Origin of the sequence: Chromohalobacter sp. 48-RD10 (assembly GCF_029889785.1) — a bacterium.
Taxonomy (GTDB): Bacteria; Pseudomonadota; Gammaproteobacteria; order Pseudomonadales; family Halomonadaceae; genus Chromohalobacter.
In genome coordinates, this window is record NZ_JARANX010000001.1 from 32,171 (window position 1) to 49,788 (window position 17,618).

The 17,618-nt window shown below is 62.9% G+C and carries 16 protein-coding genes; 3 read left to right on the forward strand and 13 right to left on the reverse strand.

The genetic code is table 11. The features are described 5' to 3' along the window. Positions 1–100 precede the first annotated feature (100 nt). Positions 101–2,266, reverse strand: coding sequence for an ATP-dependent DNA helicase DinG (dinG, locus tag OP496_RS00135; protein WP_280561284.1), 2,166 nt, complete (start codon positions 2,264–2,266; stop codon positions 101–103). A gap of 3 nt (positions 2,267–2,269) precedes the next feature. Beyond that, on the reverse strand, positions 2,270–3,544 hold the full coding sequence (locus OP496_RS00140; protein ID WP_280561285.1) for a DEAD/DEAH box helicase: 1,275 nt from the start codon (positions 3,542–3,544) through the stop codon (positions 2,270–2,272). A 230-nt stretch (positions 3,545–3,774) separates the two neighbouring features. On the opposite strand from OP496_RS00140, the gene OP496_RS00145 reads away from it, so the two are divergent. Both OP496_RS00145 and xthA read left to right on the forward strand, forming a co-directional pair. Then, positions 3,775–4,023 carry a hypothetical protein gene (locus OP496_RS00145; RefSeq protein WP_280561286.1) on the forward strand — a complete coding sequence of 83 codons (249 nt, stop codon included), beginning with the start codon at positions 3,775–3,777 and terminating at the stop codon, positions 4,021–4,023. Continuing rightward, entirely contained in the window at positions 4,023–4,838 is an 816-nt protein-coding gene (gene xthA / locus OP496_RS00150) for an exodeoxyribonuclease III (RefSeq protein WP_280561287.1), read from the forward strand. The genes OP496_RS00145 and xthA overlap by 1 nt, the downstream gene beginning before the upstream one ends. Positions 4,839–4,876: 38 nt before the next feature. On the opposite strand, the gene OP496_RS00155 is transcribed toward xthA, so the two are convergent. The 8 genes from OP496_RS00155 to OP496_RS00190 all read right to left on the reverse strand — a co-directional run bounded on the left by OP496_RS00155 (position 4,877) and on the right by OP496_RS00190 (position 11,961). Further along, positions 4,877–6,145, reverse strand: a complete 1,269-nt coding sequence (locus tag OP496_RS00155; RefSeq protein WP_280561288.1) for a hypothetical protein — start codon at positions 6,143–6,145, stop codon at positions 4,877–4,879. 3 nt (positions 6,146–6,148) lie between these two features. Beyond that, positions 6,149–6,925 (reverse strand): TonB family protein, encoded by a 777-nt coding sequence (locus tag OP496_RS00160; RefSeq protein WP_280561289.1) that lies wholly within the window; start codon positions 6,923–6,925, stop codon positions 6,149–6,151. Beyond that, positions 6,922–7,332: a biopolymer transporter ExbD gene (locus OP496_RS00165; RefSeq protein ID WP_280561290.1), complete on the reverse strand. Its 411-nt coding sequence runs from the start codon at positions 7,330–7,332 to the stop codon at positions 6,922–6,924. The genes OP496_RS00160 and OP496_RS00165 overlap by 4 nt, the downstream gene beginning before the upstream one ends. Beyond that, complete coding sequence (locus OP496_RS00170; protein ID WP_280561292.1) at positions 7,325–7,858, reverse strand: MotA/TolQ/ExbB proton channel family protein; 534 nt, start codon at positions 7,856–7,858, stop codon at positions 7,325–7,327. The genes OP496_RS00165 and OP496_RS00170 overlap by 8 nt, the downstream gene beginning before the upstream one ends. Beyond that, a complete protein-coding gene (locus tag OP496_RS00175) occupies positions 7,842–9,266 on the reverse strand; it encodes a MotA/TolQ/ExbB proton channel family protein (RefSeq protein ID WP_280561293.1) in 1,425 nt (474 codons plus the stop codon). Before OP496_RS00175 ends, OP496_RS00170 begins: the two co-directional genes overlap by 17 nt. Beyond that, positions 9,263–10,099, reverse strand: a complete 837-nt coding sequence (locus OP496_RS00180; RefSeq protein WP_280561295.1) for a DUF3450 domain-containing protein — start codon at positions 10,097–10,099, stop codon at positions 9,263–9,265. The genes OP496_RS00175 and OP496_RS00180 overlap by 4 nt, the downstream gene beginning before the upstream one ends. A 186-nt stretch (positions 10,100–10,285) precedes the next feature. After that, entirely contained in the window at positions 10,286–11,212 is a 927-nt protein-coding gene (locus OP496_RS00185; RefSeq protein ID WP_280561296.1) for an FAD-binding protein, read from the reverse strand. After that, a complete protein-coding gene (locus OP496_RS00190; RefSeq protein WP_280561297.1) occupies positions 11,209–11,961 on the reverse strand; it encodes an electron transfer flavoprotein subunit beta/FixA family protein in 753 nt (250 codons plus the stop codon). The genes OP496_RS00185 and OP496_RS00190 overlap by 4 nt, the downstream gene beginning before the upstream one ends. 399 nt (positions 11,962–12,360) lie before the next feature. Between OP496_RS00190 and OP496_RS00195 the strand changes: the two genes are divergently transcribed. Further along, entirely contained in the window at positions 12,361–14,001 is a 1,641-nt protein-coding gene (locus OP496_RS00195; RefSeq protein WP_280561872.1) for an electron transfer flavoprotein-ubiquinone oxidoreductase, read from the forward strand. Here OP496_RS00195 and OP496_RS00200 read toward each other — a convergent pair. Genes OP496_RS00200 through OP496_RS00210 form a run of 3 tightly spaced genes read right to left on the reverse strand, consistent with a single transcriptional unit; the run spans position 13,986 to position 17,575 of the window. After that, on the reverse strand, positions 13,986–16,175 hold the full coding sequence (locus OP496_RS00200) for an ATP-dependent helicase (protein ID WP_280561298.1): 2,190 nt from the start codon (positions 16,173–16,175) through the stop codon (positions 13,986–13,988). The two genes, OP496_RS00195 and OP496_RS00200, sit on opposite strands and share 16 nt — an antisense overlap. Then, positions 16,172–16,726, reverse strand: coding sequence for a DUF1285 domain-containing protein (locus OP496_RS00205; protein ID WP_280561299.1), 555 nt, complete (start codon positions 16,724–16,726; stop codon positions 16,172–16,174). Before OP496_RS00205 ends, OP496_RS00200 begins: the two co-directional genes overlap by 4 nt. Before the next feature lie 21 nt (positions 16,727–16,747). Then, on the reverse strand, positions 16,748–17,575 hold the full coding sequence (locus tag OP496_RS00210; RefSeq protein ID WP_280561300.1) for a TatD family hydrolase: 828 nt from the start codon (positions 17,573–17,575) through the stop codon (positions 16,748–16,750). Positions 17,576–17,618: the final 43 nt, after the last annotated feature.

The window sequence follows — 17,618 nt, forward strand, 5'->3', positions numbered from 1 at the left end:
TCCCTTGCGCCCCCTCTCCACGACCCCGCCTCACCCGCGGGGTCGGTTCATCGACGACCTCTTAAGAGACTAGGCGCTGTCTGCAACGTGTTTCAGAACCTTACTGTGCCATGCCGTCGATTTCACGTCGGAAAGGCGGTAATGAATCGAGCAGTGCCCGTCCATAACGACGCGTCAGCACACGCCGGTCGAGTAATGTGATGCGCCCCTGATCGGCTTCCTTGCGGATCAACCGACCGCAGGCCTGGACCAGACGAATCGAGGCATCCGGCACCGAGATGCGCATGAACGGATTCCCGCCCCGGCTTTCGATCCACTCCGCCAGCGTCGCCCCTACCGGATCATCAGGCACGGAAAACGGCAGCCGAGTAATGACCACATGCGTCAGGTATTCCCCCGGTAGATCGATCCCCTCGGCGAAACTTGCCAACCCGAAGATGACACTGCCCTCCCCGGCATCGATGCGCGCGCGATGACGCTGCAACAAGTCACGTTTAGGCAGGTGATTTTGAGCCAACACCCGCTGACGCACCGCCTCCGGCAACGCTTCGAGCACGGCACGCATCTGCTTGCGTGACGAGAACAGCATGAGCACGGCTTCGCGTTCACCCAACGCTTGGGTGAAATCGAGCAGCGCACGCTCGTGGGCCTCACGATTGCTGGGATCGACGGCTTCCGGCGGCACGCTGAGCACGGCCCGCGAGTAATCGAAAGGGCTAGGTAGACGTTGATAGCGATAGCGATTGGCAAGCCCGGCGCGTTCTTGCAAACGCTCGAAGCGATTGAGCGCCGTCAGCGTCGCCGAGGTCACCACCGCCCCATAGCATGTGCCCCACAGATGCCGGGCCAAGGTCTCGGCGGCCGAGACGGGGCTTGCCGAAAACGTCAGCTCCACCTCGCCGGCGACACGCTCGAAGGTCAGCCAACGTGCCTGCGGCACGCCGTCCTCAGGGTCCGTCGTGGCCAACGCCTGCCACAAGGCGTGCGCATCCAGAGCACGGCCGTGCAGCAGGGCGATCAACGGCAGCCAGGCCTCGGCCTGTTCGCGCGATAACCCCGTGGCTTTTTCCGGATCGAGGCTCTCACGCAGGATATCGGCCATGCTCTCGAGCGTACGTGACAACTCGGCAAACGCCGTGACCATCGCCCCGGCCTGCTCGGAAAGCGCCTCGGGCACCCGCCCCATGGAGAAGCGATGATGCACGGCGTCATTAGTCTCTTCAGGCAGCCCGTTTTCCAGTTCGGCGATACGATGCCCCATGGCAAACGCCTCACCGAGGCGCGGCTCCAGCGCAGCGATGGCTTCCGGCAAGCTCGCCAACAATCGGGCCAGGGTCGGCTGCACGGCCAGCGCGGTATTCAGCTCGGTCAGCGACTTCTTCAGCGTGCGCAGCCAGCGAAGCGTACCGTTGACCGGCAAACGGTGATAGAAGTGATCGAGAGCCTTGTCGGGTAGATGGTGCCCTTCGTCGAAGACGTAGATGCACTCCTTGGGCGAGGGCAATACCAACCCGCCCCCCAGGGAAAGATCCGCCAGCACAAGGTCGTGATTGGCGACGATGATATCGGCCTGATCGAGACCGCGGCGGGCACGAAAGAAGGCGCAGGCACCGAAGTGGCCACAGCGGCGGTTGGTGCACTGGCGATGATCGATGGTCAGACGGCGCCAATCGGCATCGTCGATTCCCGTCGGCCAGCTATCGCGATCCCCCTCCCAGCGCCCTGCCGAGTAGGCGTCGGCCATCTCCTGCGCCAAGGCCTGAAAGTCGTCACCATCGCGGGACGTCATCGCTTCCTCGAAAAGCGATAGCGTAGGGTTGTCTTCCCCACCTTCCAGGACTTGATCGAGCCGTGCCACGCACAGATAGCGCCCCCGGCCCTTGGCCAGGGCGTATTCGAAATCGAGGCCACTGTGCGCCTTGAGGGCCGGTAGATCGTGGTGCAGCACCTGCTCTTGGAGCGCCACCGTGGCGGTGGAAATCACCAGGCGCTTACCGCGTGCCTGAGCGATGGGCAGCGCGGCCAGCAAGTAGGCCAACGTCTTGCCAGTACCGGTACCCGCTTCAAGCACGCAGACATGCTCGTTGGAAAGACGTCGCCCAGCATCATCCGCCTCGATGCCGCCCAGGGTCCGCGCGATCTCGGCGATCATCAGGCGCTGCCCATAACGCGGCGTCAGCTCGAGCCCATCGAGCACCTTTCGGTAGGCCCCCTGGATGGTTGCCTTGAGCTCAGGGTCGAGCGCTTTGGATGCCGTCTCTGCCAAGGGTCAGAGCAGCCCTTCGGGAGGATGCTGACAGGGCAGCTTGGCGTCGATGTAGGATTCGATTCCCGGCAGCGCAAAGGCATCTTCTTCGCCGACGAAACTGATCGATACACCCTCGGCGCCGGCACGTCCCGTGCGGCCGATACGGTGCACGTAATCTTCGGGATCTTCCGGCAGGGTGTAATTCACCACATGGCTGACATCATCGATATGAATGCCACGCCCTGCCACATCGGTGGCAACCAGCACATCCACCTCGCCGTTACGGAAACGGTCGAGCGTTTCGATACGCGCTTTTTGCGGTACATCACCGGAGAGCATCGCCACGTTGACCCCTGCCTGGCGCAGTTCGCTGTCGAGGTTGCGCACCAGGTCGCGCCGATTGCCGAACACGATCACGCGCTCCATGCTCTCCTGGTTGAGCAAGTTGATCAGCAGGCGTTGCTTGTCGCTGTCGCCCACCAGGTAGACGCGCTGATCGATGTTGGCGGCATTCTCGAGGCTGGCCTCGATCTCGACGTGTGTGGCGCCATGCGTCCACTGCTTGGCCAAGTTGAGAATGTCCGGACTGAACGTCGCCGAGAAAAGGAAAGTCTGGCGTTCTTCGGTCTTGGGCGTATGTTGGATGATGCGCTTGACGTCGGGGATGAAGCCCATCGACAGCATACGATCCGCTTCGTCGAGGACCAGCACTTCGGTTTGCGTCAAATCGACATCGTGCTTCTCGTGGAAGTCGAGCAGACGCCCCGGCGTCGCAACCAGCACATCGAGCTTGCGCGACAACTGATCGCGCTGCTTCTGATAGTCCATGCCACCGACGACACTGGCCACATTGAGCGAAGTGAAGCGCGCCAGTGCCTTGGCGTCTTTCTCGATCTGCAGCGCCAACTCCCGTGTCGGCGCGACGATCAACGCACGTGGCGCACCGGGCTTCTGGCCGTCAGGGGCTTTCTCTTCCAGGAAGTACGCCAGAGTCGAAATCAGGAAAGCGGCGGTCTTGCCGGTCCCCGTCTGCGCCTTGCCGACCACATCGCCACCTAGCAGCGTATGGGTCAAGGCTTCTGCCTGGATCGGCGTGCAGTATTCGAACCCCAGGGCGTGAATCGCGCGCATGAGCGGCACAGGAAGATCGAAATCGTGAAAACGCCACTTGCCCGCCACCGGTGTCACCTGGAACTGCTTGATGTCCCACTGGGACTGCGAACGACGCGGCTTGCGACGCCGACGCTTTGGCTTGCGGTTCTGGGCCGGTTCTGGGGTTTTATCCGACTCACTCATAGGCTTCTATGTCTGTCCATATTCGTACGCAAATGCATGAATCCAGCGCGCTTGTCCGCTTTTCCGGAGCGCGCCACGGCCATCGCGACAGCCAAGCTGGATCACGACGCAAGCAGACATTGTATCAGTCATTGCCGAGCATCGCGCGGGCATCGCGCTCAAGCACGGATGCCGCTCGGCGGCGCGACTGGTAGAATGATTCTCAAGTCAATACGACACAGGGTCACGACATGACACGCAGCAAGAAAACGCGCTCGATCGCCAGCAAGGTGACGATTCGCACCGGGCGTCGCAAGGATTTCCGTAAATGGCGCCACGACAACCCCGATCAGGTCAAATCGTCGCCGCGCTACGTACAGAAGAAACGCCAGCAACGCAAACTACAGGCCGCACGTCGCCTGGCACGTCAACAGCAGGCGCCAACCCTCGACGTGCATGGCGCGCCGACACGCGACGACGATTCACGGGGTGATCGCTGATGCGCCTGGTCTCCTTCAACATCAACGGAATCCGCGCTCGCCTGCATCAACTGGAAGCGCTCATCGAAGCGCATCGTCCCGATATCATCGGTCTCCAGGAAACCAAGGTGCAGGACAGTGAGTTCCCGCGTGAAAGCGTCGAAGCGCTCGGCTATCACGTCGCTTTTCACGGGCAGAAAGGCCATTACGGCGTCGCGCTACTCACCCGACAGGCCCCCGAGGTCGTGCATTACGGCTTACCCGACGATGGCGAAGAGGCCCAGCGACGCTTGATCGGCGTCCGCATCAGCTGTGACGACGGCGACACCATGACCGTGTACAACGGTTACTTCCCGCAGGGTGAGAATATCGAGCACCCCACCAAGTTCCCCGCCAAACGCGATTTCTATGCCCGCCTCACGGCATTGCTGCAAGAGCGACATACGCCCAATGAGCGGCTCGCGGTCATGGGAGACTTCAACATCTCGCCCGCCGACATCGACATCGGCATCGGCGAGTCCAATCGCAAGCGCTGGCTGCGCGAGGGCAAGACCAGTTTCCAACCCGTGGAGCGTGAATGGCTCACGCGACTCGCCGACTGGGGACTGAGCGATTGCTATCGTCTGCGCTACCCCGAAGTCGACGATCGCTTCAGCTGGTTCGACTATCGTTCGCGGGGCTTCGAGCGCGAGCCTAAACGCGGCCTGCGGATCGACTACATCATGGTCACCCCCACGCTGTGCGAGCAGGTGGAAGACGCCGGTATCGATTACGCACTACGCGGCATACAGCGTCCTTCGGATCATGCCCCGGTATGGGCACAGCTCGCGTTGTAATACGCATCAACGTCCGTAAAAAGCGTGTGTCACATGCGTCATTGCGTATCGGAGAGCACCTGAGGCGTTGCCTCATCGGGTAATGCGTCGACGTCAGGCGCTTTCCCGACATCCCCTTCGCCGAGCGATGCCAGCCAGGACTCGGCCTGCGACGCACCGGCATCGCGCGCCGCTTCGAACGCCTCTCGCGCCGCCTCTTCATCCGACGACGCCAGTTGCGACACGCCCTCCAAGAGCCAGGTTCGCGCGGGATCGGCTCCCTGCTCACGTGCTTGGTGAAGCGCTTCTATCGCCGTCGACCATTCGCCCCAACCGTAGGCCAGCTCGCCGAGCTGGCGCCAGTCCTCGGCGGCCTGGGTCTCTTCAGCCAGCGCGCGCCACGCCGACAGCGCCTTGTGGTGCGCGCGCGCCGACGTCCAGGCCTCGGCAAGAAGACGCCGGTGCTCGCGATCGCGTGGCAGCGTGCCTTTCTCGAATGCCGTTTCCAGATGCTCGGCGGCACGCGCCGGGGTGCCGCCCGCCAGATGTAGCCGAATCAAACGCTCGAGATCGTCCTCGCCCGCGAGCGCGCCCCGCCGCCAACCGGCCTCCCATAACGCCGCTGCCAATCCCGGCTGCTGCATGCGCTGCGCCAGCGCGGCGGCACGCCGCCATGCCTGGGGATCGTCACTATTGCTTTGCAACTGATCATTGAGCAGCGCCAGTGCCGCGTCGTAACGCTCGGCATGCTGATAAACGCTGGCCGCCAGGCGACGCCTATCGGCCTCCATACCACCTGCGCGCCGCGCGCGATCGACCCACTGCGCCGCCTGCGACCACTGCTCGAGCGTCGCCTGGGCTTGCACCATCAACCACAGGCTGTCGCGGTCACCGCCATGACGCTCGATCCACTCGCCCAGCAATTCGGCGCCTTGCGCGGTCAGCCCCGCGCGCAGCCTCAAACGTGCTTCCTGGTTGAGCCAGCGCCGGCGCGAATCGCTCCCCACACCGTCAATGCGCCGTGCTTGATAAAACAAATCCGCAGCGGCAGCTTCCCGACCTCGATGCGCCTCACCCGTGGCCGCCAATTGCAGAAACAAGGCACGTGCCCAGCGATCCGCCCGATTACCGCCTTGTAACCGCTCAGCGGCCGCCTTGGCGTCATCGATGGCGCTCTCGCTGGCGTTATCCTGCATGCGCTGCTGAAGCGACTCCAACGCCTGCACCATATCGGGTGCCAGTGCCGGCCCGGCGGCACTGGCACTCGTGCTGGCCATTCCCAGCCCCAGACATAGCATCGCTACACATCCCCAATGACGCCACTGCATGCGTTACCTCTCGAGACGAAATTCCAGCCGCTGACGCGCTTCACGCGGATGATCGCTTTGCGAAAACTGCCAATCGGCGACGGCCTTGAGCGCCGCACGTTCGAACGTACTACGCGGCTCGGCATCAGTGACGTGCAAGGAATCGCGATCGACTCGCCCATTGGGCTTGATCGTGAAGCTCACCTCCACGAACCCCTCGATGCCACGCCGTTGCGCCCGCGACGGATACTCCGGCGGCACGCGTTCGGTGGGCTGCGGCGAGCCGACTTTTTCAGCGTCCTGCTCACTCGTTTCACCGTTCGCCGAGGCATCGGCATCTGAGGCGTCCGCGCTGTCGCCTTGCGACGCTGCATCCGCAGGTGACGTTGCTTCTGCAGGCTCAGGCTGCGGTTCGGGCTCAGGCTCAGGCGCCGGCTCGGGTTCCGGCTCTGGAGTGGGCTCGACTTCCTCGAGCTCGGGCAACGACTCCTCAGGCACTTCCGGCGAGGGAGGCGCCGAGGCTTGCGGCTCGGGCAACGTCAGCGAACTGTCACTCTGGGTCGCGGGCACTGGCGAGGGCGGCGGAGGCGGCGGCGTTTGAGCCGGTGGCGTCGGGGCATCCGGTGCAGCCGCTTCCGGTGCCGACGCCTGCTGTGCCTCGGGCGCCTCGACGCGTGACACCGACATCGGCTGCTCGACCGGCTCATGGTTATCCTCCGGCGGCGCCACCAGCAAGGCCAACAGATAGAAAAGCCCCAATGCCATCAAGATGCCGCCTGCAGCGCCTGCGATCGCTCTCATCCGTCGGCGCCTCGGTCCGCCGCCACGGCGACGTTTTCAACGCCGGCATCGCGAATGGCATCCATGACTTCGATGAGCAGCCCAGTGGTCGATTGGCGATCGGCCTGAATCACCACGCCGCCTTCGTCGCTCATCAGACTGGCCACTTCATTGCCGACGCGATGTGCATCCACCGGCTGTCCATCGACCCACACGGCGTCCTCGGCAGTGATCGCCACCATGACCTGCGCTTCGGGGCGCGCGGTCGCGGAGGACGATTCGGGACGGTCGATTTCCACGCCACTCTCCTTGATGAAGCTGGTCGTCACGATGAAGAAGATCAACATGATGAACACCACATCCAGCATCGGCGTGAGGTTTATTTCCTGGGCGTCGTCATTGACGTCCTGTAGTCGACGCCTACGCATTGGCATCCTCCACGGCACGTGCCATGCGGTCATGAAGCCGCTGATCCTCGCGCCGAATCACGTGTTCTAGACGGGTGGTGAACAATAGCCCCACCACGGCGACTGCCATGCCGGTCAATGTCGGTAACGTCGCGCGGGCCACGCCATCGGCCATGGCCCGCGCCTGGTTGACGTCGGTCAAGGAGAGGCTATCGAAGACCTGAATCATCCCGGTGACCGTTCCCAGCAATCCCAGCAGCGGGCACAGCCCCACCAGGAGTTTGAGCCACGGCAGAGGGCGCCGCAGTTGACCGATGAGCTCCGAGGTCCAGACCTCGCGCAGCGTCAACGCGCTCCAGCTGGCGTGATCGCGGCGCGCGACCCAGCGCGCCACCAATGCCCGACGACGACGGCGATGCACGAATTGCCAGTACAGACCACGCTCCAGCCCCATGGCGAAAAGCGCCATGGCAACCAGGGCAATCACCACCAGCACCGGACCACCGGCATGAACCAGCCAGACGATGGGCTCAGCGAGCGTGGACATCGGCCTGCGTCCTCGTATGCCCGTATGAGGCCTCGAGATGCTCGGCCAGCACGGCACTCGCCCGACCCTCGAGCGTGCCGAGCAATTCGCGGCTGCGACTGCTCAAGGCGGTATGCGCGAATAGAAGCGGCACGGCGACGATCAGGCCCAGCACGGTGGTCACCAATGCCTGGCTGATCCCGCCGGCCATGAGCTGCGGATCGCCGGTGCCAAACACGGTGATCGCTTGGAAGGTGCCGATCATCCCGGTCACGGTCCCCAACAGCCCCAGCAAGGGGGCGACGGCCGCCATGAGCTTGACCAAAGGCTGACCACGCTCGAGACGCGGCTTTTCGGCCAGTAGCGCTTCATCGAGGCGTGCCTCCAACGCTTCCGGTGCATGATCGTGACCCAGTGCCGCGAAGCGGCCGAGCACCCGCCCCAGCGGATTATCGCTGCGCAAGGTCTCGGGAGTGCGGAGCTGACGACGCAGACGCAGGCTGACCATCAGCAAATACGCGTATTGCGACAACGCCACCAGCAACCCCACGATCCCCAGCACGACGATGACGTAGCCGACTGAGCCGCCTTGCTGAAAACGCTCCCACAGCGAGGGTTGTTGCGCCAAGGCATCGAGCACATTGCCTTGCGTGGGATCGAAAACCACGCGGTCGCTGTCACCATTCTGGAAGGATTGCAGCGCGTCGCTGGCATCTTCGGGTGTATGTGAGATCACACGCAGACCAGCTTCGTCCGCTTGATTGCCCGCGTCACGTGTCAGAAGCTTGCCACCGCTGAAGGCGAGAAAGTCGCCCAGGCGTACCGCCTCACGTTGCTCGACATTACCTTCGGCATCGGCGATGGGCGCCTCGAAGCGCACGCCACGCCCGGTCTCCGCTGTCAGCTCGGCAAACGTCCGCCCCAGGTTTTCCAGTGTCTGGGTATCGATGATGGCGTCATCGTCGAGCCGTTCCGGCAGCGTCGTCTGCGTCCCCACTGTCAACCAACCGTCACCCAGCGCATCGCGCAATTCGCCGATTTGTCCTTGCGCCACATCGAATACGCCATCGAGATCGCCCGCTTCATCGCGACGCCGCTGGTTGACTTCATCGAGCGCTTCACGCTGACGCGTTTGCGTTGCCTCCAGCTCGTCGCGCCGTTGACGCGCGTCATCGCGTTCGCTTTCCGCTTTTTCCACCGCGTCGCGCAGTGCAGTGCGGTCGTCCACCAGTGCGTTCAAGCGCTCTCGGTCTCGCGCCTCGGCAGCTTCGCTATCCGTGCGCAGACTTTCCAGCATTTGCTGCAGCGAGGGGCTCGAGTCACTCTCCTGAGCCATCGCCGATGGCACGATGCCCGGCAGTGCCATCGTCAATATCAGCACCGGGGCCAATGCCAATACCCGGGACCGCAGAGACTTCCATGTGCTCATGATGCCCCCTCGTCCTGGGCTGGAGAATTCGCGTCGTCGGCCGATTGCGTCTCGAGCGTTACCGAGACTGGAAGGTCGAGCAATGCCGGCGCTCGCTGATCACGCGCAATACGCAGCCCCTTGCGCAGTTCATCGAGCGCATCGCCCTCGAGGGGTTGCCATTCCTCGGCATCGGCACGCCAGACGCCACCGGCGCGGCCATCCGGCGTGGCGTAATAGAGCCCGATACGCCCTACGCGGAGGTAATCGACCTGGCGGTCGTCGTCGCCCACCAGCGGACCTTGCCAGGCATCCATCTCGCGACCATAGTCGAGCTCCGTGCGCCAGGCGGAGAGCACGCGATCGAGCTTGTCACCCGCACTCATCTCGCTGTCATCGAGCATCGTATCGAGACTCTCGACGCGTGCCAGGCGCTCCTCGCGCAAGAATGGCAAGTCGGCTTCGATCAGGGTGCGCAATTGCGACACCATATCGCGCAACTGCCCCGGCAGGGCTTCACGCGTCACCGAGAGTTGATCGATGGCCTCGCGGCGCTTCTCGATCAAGGCCTGCTGCGCCTGATTACGGCGGGCAAGCTCGTCGTTGTAGCGCTCGAGCCGCGAGGCCTCGCGGCTAGCATCGCGCAAGCGCGTCAGCAATTCACGCGTTTCGTCGTCGGCCGCGTCTATCTTGTCCTGCAGCGCCGCCTGTTCTTGCTGCGCCTGCGCACTGGCGTCTCGCAATGACGTCTGCTGCGCCCAGGCCGTTGCCGAAACGCCCATCAATAACGCCATACCGGCGCAGGCCGCACGCCGGCATGTCCGTGTTCGGCTTCGCGTGTCGTTAGGCACCACGCTTTCTCCCGTTGCTTGATCGTGTCGAACGCTCATCAGCGCCGACGAATGGACGGCTAGTACGCTAATACAAACAATAATAATTATCAATCATGTACCATGAAACAGAAAACCGGCCACCCAGGGCCGGTTCAGCAATGCAGTGCGCGCCAATAGTCTTTGGCAGGCCACACTCATACCTACGACTTACAATTTGGATTCGAGTTCGGGAAGTACTTCGAACAAGTCGCCCACCAGGCCGTAATCGGCGACCTGGAAGATCGGTGCCTCGTCGTCCTTGTTGATCGCCACGATGATCTTGGCGTCCTTCATGCCCGCCAGATGCTGGATGGCGCCACTGATGCCCACGGCGATATACAGCTCCGGGGCAACGATCTTGCCGGTCTGCCCGACCTGCATGTCGTTGGGCACGAAGCCGGCGTCCACGGCCGCGCGCGAAGCACCAATCGCCGCGCCGAGCTTGTCGGCGATGCCGTCGAGCAGTGTGAAGTTCTCGCCGTTACCCATGCCGCGACCGCCGGAAACGACCACGCGCGCACTGCCCAGTTCGGGACGATCGCTGCTGGCCAGCTCCTCGCCGATGAACCGCGACAGGGTATTCTCGACGGTGGCACTGATCGCCTCGACCCCGGCGCTACCCGTTGCGTCGACGGCATCGAAGGCCGTGGTGCGCACGGTGAGTACCTTGAGGGCATCGTTCGACTGCACGGTGGCAATCGCGTTGCCCGCATAGATAGGACGCTGGAAGGTATCGGGGCTTTCCACGCCGATTACCTCCGACAGTGCGGCCACGTCCTTGAGCGCGGCGACGCGCGGCAACACGTTTTTGCCATGGGTGGACGCGGCAGCCAGCACATGGCTGTAGTCGCCGGCAAGTCCGGCGATGAGCTCGGCCATCGGCTCGGCGAGCTGGTACGCATAGACGCCGTCGTCGGCGGTTCTCACCTTGGCGACACCGGACAGCTTGGCGGCCGCCTCGGCGGCGCCTGCGGCGTTATCACCCGCCACCAGGATATCGATGTCTCCGCCGATGGCCTGGGCCGCGGCGACCACGTGGGCAGTGCTGTCTGCCAGTTGGCCGTTATGATGTTCGGCGATAACCAGAATGCTCATGCGATCACCTTGGCTTCGTTCTTGAGTTTGTCGACGAGTTCATCCACGGAGGCCACCTTGGTGCCGCCCTGGCGTTCCGCCGGCGATTCCACCTTGAGCACGCTCAGGCTGGACGCTACGGCGACGCCCATGTCATCGGGACTCTTGACGTCGATGGACTTTTTCTTGGCCTTCATGATGTCGGGCAGCTTGGCATAGCGTGGCTCGTTGAGGCGCAAGTCGGTGGTAATCACCGCCGGCAGCTTGAGCGCGACGGTCTGCAGACCGCCGTCGACTTCACGGGTCACCTGAACTTCGTCGTCCTCGACCTGTACCTCGGAGGCGAACGTGCCCTGCCCCATGCCCGCCAGCGCGGCCAGCATCTGGCCGGTCTGGTTGTTGTCGGTGTCGATAGACTGCTTGCCGAGAATCGTCAGGCCCGGCTGTTCGTCGTCGGCGACCCGTTTGAGGAGCTTCGCGGCGGTCAGCGACTCGACCTTGTCGTCGGTCTCGACGTGGATCGCGCGATCGGCACCCAGCGCCAGGGCAGTACGCAGTTGCTCCTGCGCCGCCTTGGGACCGATGGTGACGGCGACTACCTCGCTGGCCACTCCTTTTTCCTTGAGGCGCACCGCTTCTTCCACAGCGATCTCGCAGAACGGATTCATGGCCATCTTGACGTTGGTGAGATCGACGTCGGAATGATCCGGCTTGACTCGGATCTTGACGTTATAATCGATGACGCGTTTGACCGCGACGAGTACTTTCATGGTGTCCTCGCTTGGTTAGAACCGGCAGGCATGCCCTTAGAATAAATTCATTCAAGCGTTTGATAGGGGGCGTGTCCCGAAAAATGTCGCCCGTTAAACACGCGGCGACCCTATATAATATTGCGTGAACTCGTCCAACCTGGTCAAACCCTGAAGCGCCGTCATGGCAGCGCCAGCGGCCTATCGAGCTGCCCCAGGACAAACCACGCGGAAAATGACATCATGCGGGCCGGTCGCCCCATGTAGAATCAAACGGCCGTTTAAAATACAATCTTTAGAATACAACCAAGAAAAACGCGACTTGTCCATGCATCATTGCTCGAAAGACACTGTGCATGCTCGGGCGCGTCGACCGCCCAACGCGAAGATGGAGGAGATCAAGCCGTGGAACGCGAATACATGGATTTCGACGTCGTCATCGTCGGCGCCGGCCCGTCCGGACTATCGGCAGCGTGTCGCCTGATGCAGCAGGCCCACGAGGCCCAGCGCGAACTCAGCGTCTGCGTGGTCGAAAAAGGCTCCGAGGTGGGCGCGCATATTCTGTCCGGTGCCGTGCTCGAGACACGCGCCCTTCGCGAACTCTTCCCCGACTGGGAATCACGCGGCGCGCCGTTGACCACTCCCGTGGTCAGTGACGATCTCTACCTGCTCAAGGACGCCGATAACGCTCAGAAGCTACCCAATGTCCTGGTGCCCAAAAGCATGCACAACACCGGCGGCGCGTATGACAACTATGTCATCAGCGCCGGCAACCTGTGTCGCTGGCTGGCCGAACAGGCGGAAGAACTGGGCGTGGAAATTTTCCCCGGCTTCGCCGCCCAGGAAAGCCTGCACGATGATGATGGCACGGTACGCGGCATCCTCGTCGGCGACATGGGCGTGGCCGCCGACGGCAGCGAAAAATCCGGCCACATGCCGGGCATGGAACTGCGCGCCAAATATACGCTATTCGCCGAGGGCGCACATGGGCATCTCGGTAAGCGCCTGATCGAGCGCTTTGGCCTCGACGAGGGTCGCGATCCGCAACACTATGCTCTGGGTTTCAAGGAACTCTGGGACGTGCCCGCCGATCAGCACGCGCCAGGGCGCGTCTTGCATGGCTCGGGCTGGCCGCTGCCCAGCGACACACATGGTGGCTGGTTTCTCTACCACGCCGAAAACCAGCAAGTCGTGGTGGGGTTGATCGTCGATCTTTCCTACGACAACCCTTATCTCTCGCCCTTCGATGAATTTCAACGCATGAAGCACCATCCGGTGCTCAAACAGCATCTCGAGGGCGGCTCCCGCGTTTCTTACGGGGCTCGCGCGATCACCAAGGGGGGTGCCAATAGTCTGCCCAGGATGACCTTCCCCGGTGGCCTATTGATCGGCTGCGATGCCGGCACGCTCAACTTCGCCAAGATCAAGGGCATCCACATGGCGATGAAATCCGGCCTGGTCGCCGCAGAGTCCGTGTTCGAAGCTTTCGTCGCGGGTGACGAAGGCGGCACGGAACTGACCGCGTTCACCTCGAAGTGGCAAAATAGCTGGGCTTGGGCGGAGTTGACCGAAAGCCGCAGTTTCGGGCCGGCGATTCACAAGTACGGCACCGTCAAGGGCGGCGCCTACAATTTCCTGGATCAACTGCTGGGCGGAAAATTGCCCACCGTGCACGACACCACCTCCGATCATGCACGCATGCGCCATGCCAGCGAGGCGACGCGCATCGACTATCCCAAGCCGGATGGCAAGCTCTCGTTCGACAAGTCTTCGTCGGTATTCCTCTCCAATACCAACCATGAAGAGGATCAACCTTGTCACTTGCGGCTCACCGATCCCGAGATTCCGGTACGCGTCAACTTGCCGGAATACGCCGAGCCCGCGCAGCGTTACTGTCCCGCCGGAGTCTACGAAATCGTCGAGGAAGACGGCGAGCCCAAGTTCCAGATCAACTTCCAGAACTGCGTGCACTGCAAGACCTGTGATATCAAAGACCCTGCCCAGAACATCACCTGGGTGGCGCCGGAAGGTGGCGGCGGTCCCAACTATCCCAACATGTGAGCCACAGGCTCCAGCGGGGCTCGTGCGGCAATCAACCGCCGGCGCCCCGCCTGCGTGAAACGTACCTCGATGACCGGATTGGCGGGATCGCCCTCGAGCAACACGACCTCGCCCTCGCCGAAGACGCCATGTCGCACCCACTGCCCCACCGCCCATGTCGCAGACGCTGGTTCAGAGGCTGTCTCTGACGCTCGGGTAACGGCTAGATTCAGGCCGCAACGTTCGAGATACTGCCCGACCACCTCCGGCGCCCGCACCGCCAGCGACTCACACGGTGTCTCGCCGAGCGCGGCGGCGGCGCGATGACAGTCCTCCCAGGCGGTTTCCTCGAGAAAGCGACTGGGACGATGATCGCCGCCATCATGCAGGACCAGCAAACGCTCGCGTGCCCGGGTGATCGCCACATAATAGAGACGCCGTTCCTCCTCTAGGCGCTCGGCATCAAGGGGCGTCTCACGCGTGTAGTGCGGAAAGTCTTCCTCGTTGACGCCCCACAGCGCGACCATCGGCCATTCGAGTCCCTTGGCGCCATGCACCGTGGTCACCAATACGCCATCCTCGCGCGCTTCGACCGGTTGGCTGAGTAGTTCGATGAAGCCTTCGGGGTCGTTGGCTAGTTCACCGGCCTGTTCGATCAACACGTCGAGCAGGCGCACGTCATCTTCGGCCTTGGCGCGACGCGAGGCGGCGCGCTTGAGGGCCTTGTCCGCTTCGGTGGCCTCGACGACATGTTCGAGCAGCTTGGCCGGCGGCCAATTCGACATGCGCGGCAGTTCGCATAACAACTGCCAGCGACGTTTGAGGTTGCGCCGCTGAAGGGGCTTCAACGCATTCAACAAAGGGTCGTGCCGCTCAGGCCATTGCTGGGTCTGAGCCAGTTGGTGCGCCAAGGCGGTCAGCGTCTCGCGGGGCACGAAGACCGTCGGTTGTGATAACAGCAGGTTGAGCTGCTCGGGGTCCTGCAGACGGCGCCCATCACGCGCCAGGGCCAGATACCCCGCCAGCGCCTGCACCAGCGGCAGACGAAACACGAAGCGATCCTCGCGCGCGAGCCGGAATGGAATGCCGGCACGCAACAGCTGCAACTGCACAGAGACGGACAACGCCCAACTGCGCACCAGAACACAGGCCTCGCCCAGGGCTCGCCCGTCGCCACGCCACTGCTGAAGGGCATCGAGCAGCGCACTGCTGCCCACCGCCACGTCGGCGCGGGTCGTCGGCGTGCCAGGCGCGGCCAGGCATAGCTGATCGGGACGCCGACGATTGGCGCGGATGGCGTGGTTGGCCGCCAAGGCCAAGACATGGCCATGGCGAAAGGTATACGACAGCGGATAATCGTGAGCACTGCCGAACAAGGTAGTAAAGCGTTCGAACATGGCATCGGGACGCGCTCCGCGCCACTCGTAGATGCACTGATTGGCATCGCCGACTGCCATCACCTGCGCGGAAGACCCCGCGAGAATCGCCAATAAGCGCTGCTGCACCTCATTGATGTCTTGATACTCGTCGACGATCACATGATCGAGAAAGCCCTGCACCCGGGAACGTGCCTCGGGAGCCGCTTCCAGGCAGCGCAGCGGCCGATAGAGAAGATCGGCGTAGGTCATCAAGGCGTGATCCTCGAGCAACCCCTCGAAGACCGCATACGCTTCGCAGAAATGCTGGGTGCCGTCACCGAAATCCATGCGTTCGTGGAGCAACTCCGGGGCGCACATCTCGGCCTTGACCAGTTCGCAGAACTGCGCCAGCGCTTCGAGACGATCCGACTCCAGCGCGGCGTGGCGTTGACTATCGTCGGCGTGTTCCAGGCTCATCTGCACTGCCTGACGCAACAGCCGCTCGCGCTGCCAGTCGGCGGCGATCAATTGACGCGATGACAGATACCCCCAGCGCGTCAGGGTCTGGGTCAGGCGATGGCCGATGGAGTGAAAGGTTCGTACGTCGGGAAGGCGCTGCCCCGCCGCCTCATGAGCCAGCTTGTGGGTGAAGTCCTCGCGCGCGGCGCGATTGAACATCAGCACCAACATACGTTGCGGTGGCACGCGGTTGGCCAGCAGGTGCAAGACGCGTTGTACGAGCGTGGTGGTCTTGCCGGCACCGGCGACCGCCGACACGCGCGCATGTCCCTCGCCATGCGCGACTACGGCGTGCTGTTCAGGCGTCGCCTCGCTCACGGCGTCTCCTCGGGCAACCAGCCGAGGGGCTGCCAGACGCCGGCGCTATATATCCCCAGCTCGCTACCGTCGAGCGTCTCATGCATCTCGGCGGTATCGATCAGGCGATAGTAGACGTTGCGGTTGAGCCGTGCCGACAATCCAAAGCGAATGGCGACCTCGGGCACCGGATCGCCGGCCGGCATGGCGCTGACCACGAGGCGGCGTTGCGCACCCAAGGTGACGCTATCGCCGAGATTGGTAGTCAGCGTCCACACCCCGTCGCGGCAATCGGCATCGGCGATCAGGAACGCTCTGTCCTCGACCTGAATACGCAGTTTTTCGACCGGTGTGACCAGGTAATAATCGCCATCTTCTTCCCGACGCAGCAGGCGCGACAGCAAACCGACCAAGCGTGCGCGCCCGATCGGCGTGCCCTCATGCCACCAGCGGCCATCGGCGGCGATGGTCAACGCCATGTCACCGCAGAAAGGCGGATTCCAGGTATCAACCGGCGGCAACGCTGCCGTCGGTGATGCGTCGAGATGCGACGTCAACGACTCTAGTGGCATGCTCGCTCCTCGTGCTGGGCGTTACTGACCGCTCATCTGTGCCAATGCCTCGCGCACATCGTCGGGCGCCTCGGGCAGTGCAGCGCGGAACAGCCGGTAGAAATTGGCACTCGTCTGCATCGCGACTTCATCGACACTGATGCCCCGCTCGGCGGCGATGCATTCCGCCACCTCCAAGACCCACTGAGGCTCATTGGGCTTGCCACGATGCGGCACCGGCGCCAGATAAGGGCTATCGGTCTCGATCAATAGCCGGTCGAGGGGCACAAGACGCGCCAGTTCGCGAACCGAGGTCGCGTTACGGAAGGTCACGATACCGGCAAGCGAAATATAGAAACCCAGCCTCACCGCCTCCCGCGCCATGTCGAGATCGTCAGTGAAGCAATGCAGGACACCCCCCACGGCAGGGTCGATATGCTCACGAATCAACGCCAAGGTGTCTTCCTTGGCATCACGGGTATGCACGATCACCGGCAGTTCGAGTTCGCGCGCGGCGCGCAAGTGGTCGGCGAAACGCCGTCGCTGAACCTCGTGGGCCACTTCATCGTAGTGATAGTCCAGCCCGGTCTCGCCAATCGCCACCGCTTCATGACGCTGGGCACAGTCGACAATGGCTTTCACGTCGGGTTCGTGCTCGACTCGGTGCAATGGGTGTACCCCGGCGGAGAGCGAGACGTCATCATGGACACGGGCGATATCGACCAAGTTGGGCACGTCGTCCAGCGTGACGGCGATCGCTAGGAAATGACGCACGCCACGTTGGCGGGCGACTTCCAGGGCGCCCTCGAGCTTGCCGTCATGGGCAGTGAGATCGAGTCGATCGAGATGACAATGGGAATCAACGAACATGCGGTACCTAAAGAATCGAAAAAGGGGTGGCCCAGCCCATGGC

Coding starts and splice junctions, on each gene's coding strand:
- OP496_RS00140 (WP_280561285.1), bottom strand. CDS start 3,544: ATGAGTGAGTCGGATAAAACCCCAGAACCGGCCCAGAACCGCAAGCCA.
- OP496_RS00145 (WP_280561286.1), top strand. CDS start 3,775: ATGACACGCAGCAAGAAAACGCGCTCGATCGCCAGCAAGGTGACGATT.
- xthA (WP_280561287.1), top strand. CDS start 4,023: ATGCGCCTGGTCTCCTTCAACATCAACGGAATCCGCGCTCGCCTGCAT.
- OP496_RS00155 (WP_280561288.1), bottom strand. CDS start 6,145: ATGCAGTGGCGTCATTGGGGATGTGTAGCGATGCTATGTCTGGGGCTG.
- OP496_RS00160 (WP_280561289.1), bottom strand. CDS start 6,925: ATGAGAGCGATCGCAGGCGCTGCAGGCGGCATCTTGATGGCATTGGGG.
- OP496_RS00165 (WP_280561290.1), bottom strand. CDS start 7,332: ATGCGTAGGCGTCGACTACAGGACGTCAATGACGACGCCCAGGAAATA.
- OP496_RS00170 (WP_280561292.1), bottom strand. CDS start 7,858: ATGTCCACGCTCGCTGAGCCCATCGTCTGGCTGGTTCATGCCGGTGGT.
- OP496_RS00175 (WP_280561293.1), bottom strand. CDS start 9,266: ATGAGCACATGGAAGTCTCTGCGGTCCCGGGTATTGGCATTGGCCCCG.
- OP496_RS00185 (WP_280561296.1), bottom strand. CDS start 11,212: ATGAGCATTCTGGTTATCGCCGAACATCATAACGGCCAACTGGCAGAC.
- OP496_RS00190 (WP_280561297.1), bottom strand. CDS start 11,961: ATGAAAGTACTCGTCGCGGTCAAACGCGTCATCGATTATAACGTCAAG.
- OP496_RS00195 (WP_280561872.1), top strand. CDS start 12,361: ATGGATTTCGACGTCGTCATCGTCGGCGCCGGCCCGTCCGGACTATCG.
- OP496_RS00205 (WP_280561299.1), bottom strand. CDS start 16,726: ATGCCACTAGAGTCGTTGACGTCGCATCTCGACGCATCACCGACGGCA.
- OP496_RS00210 (WP_280561300.1), bottom strand. CDS start 17,575: ATGTTCGTTGATTCCCATTGTCATCTCGATCGACTCGATCTCACTGCC.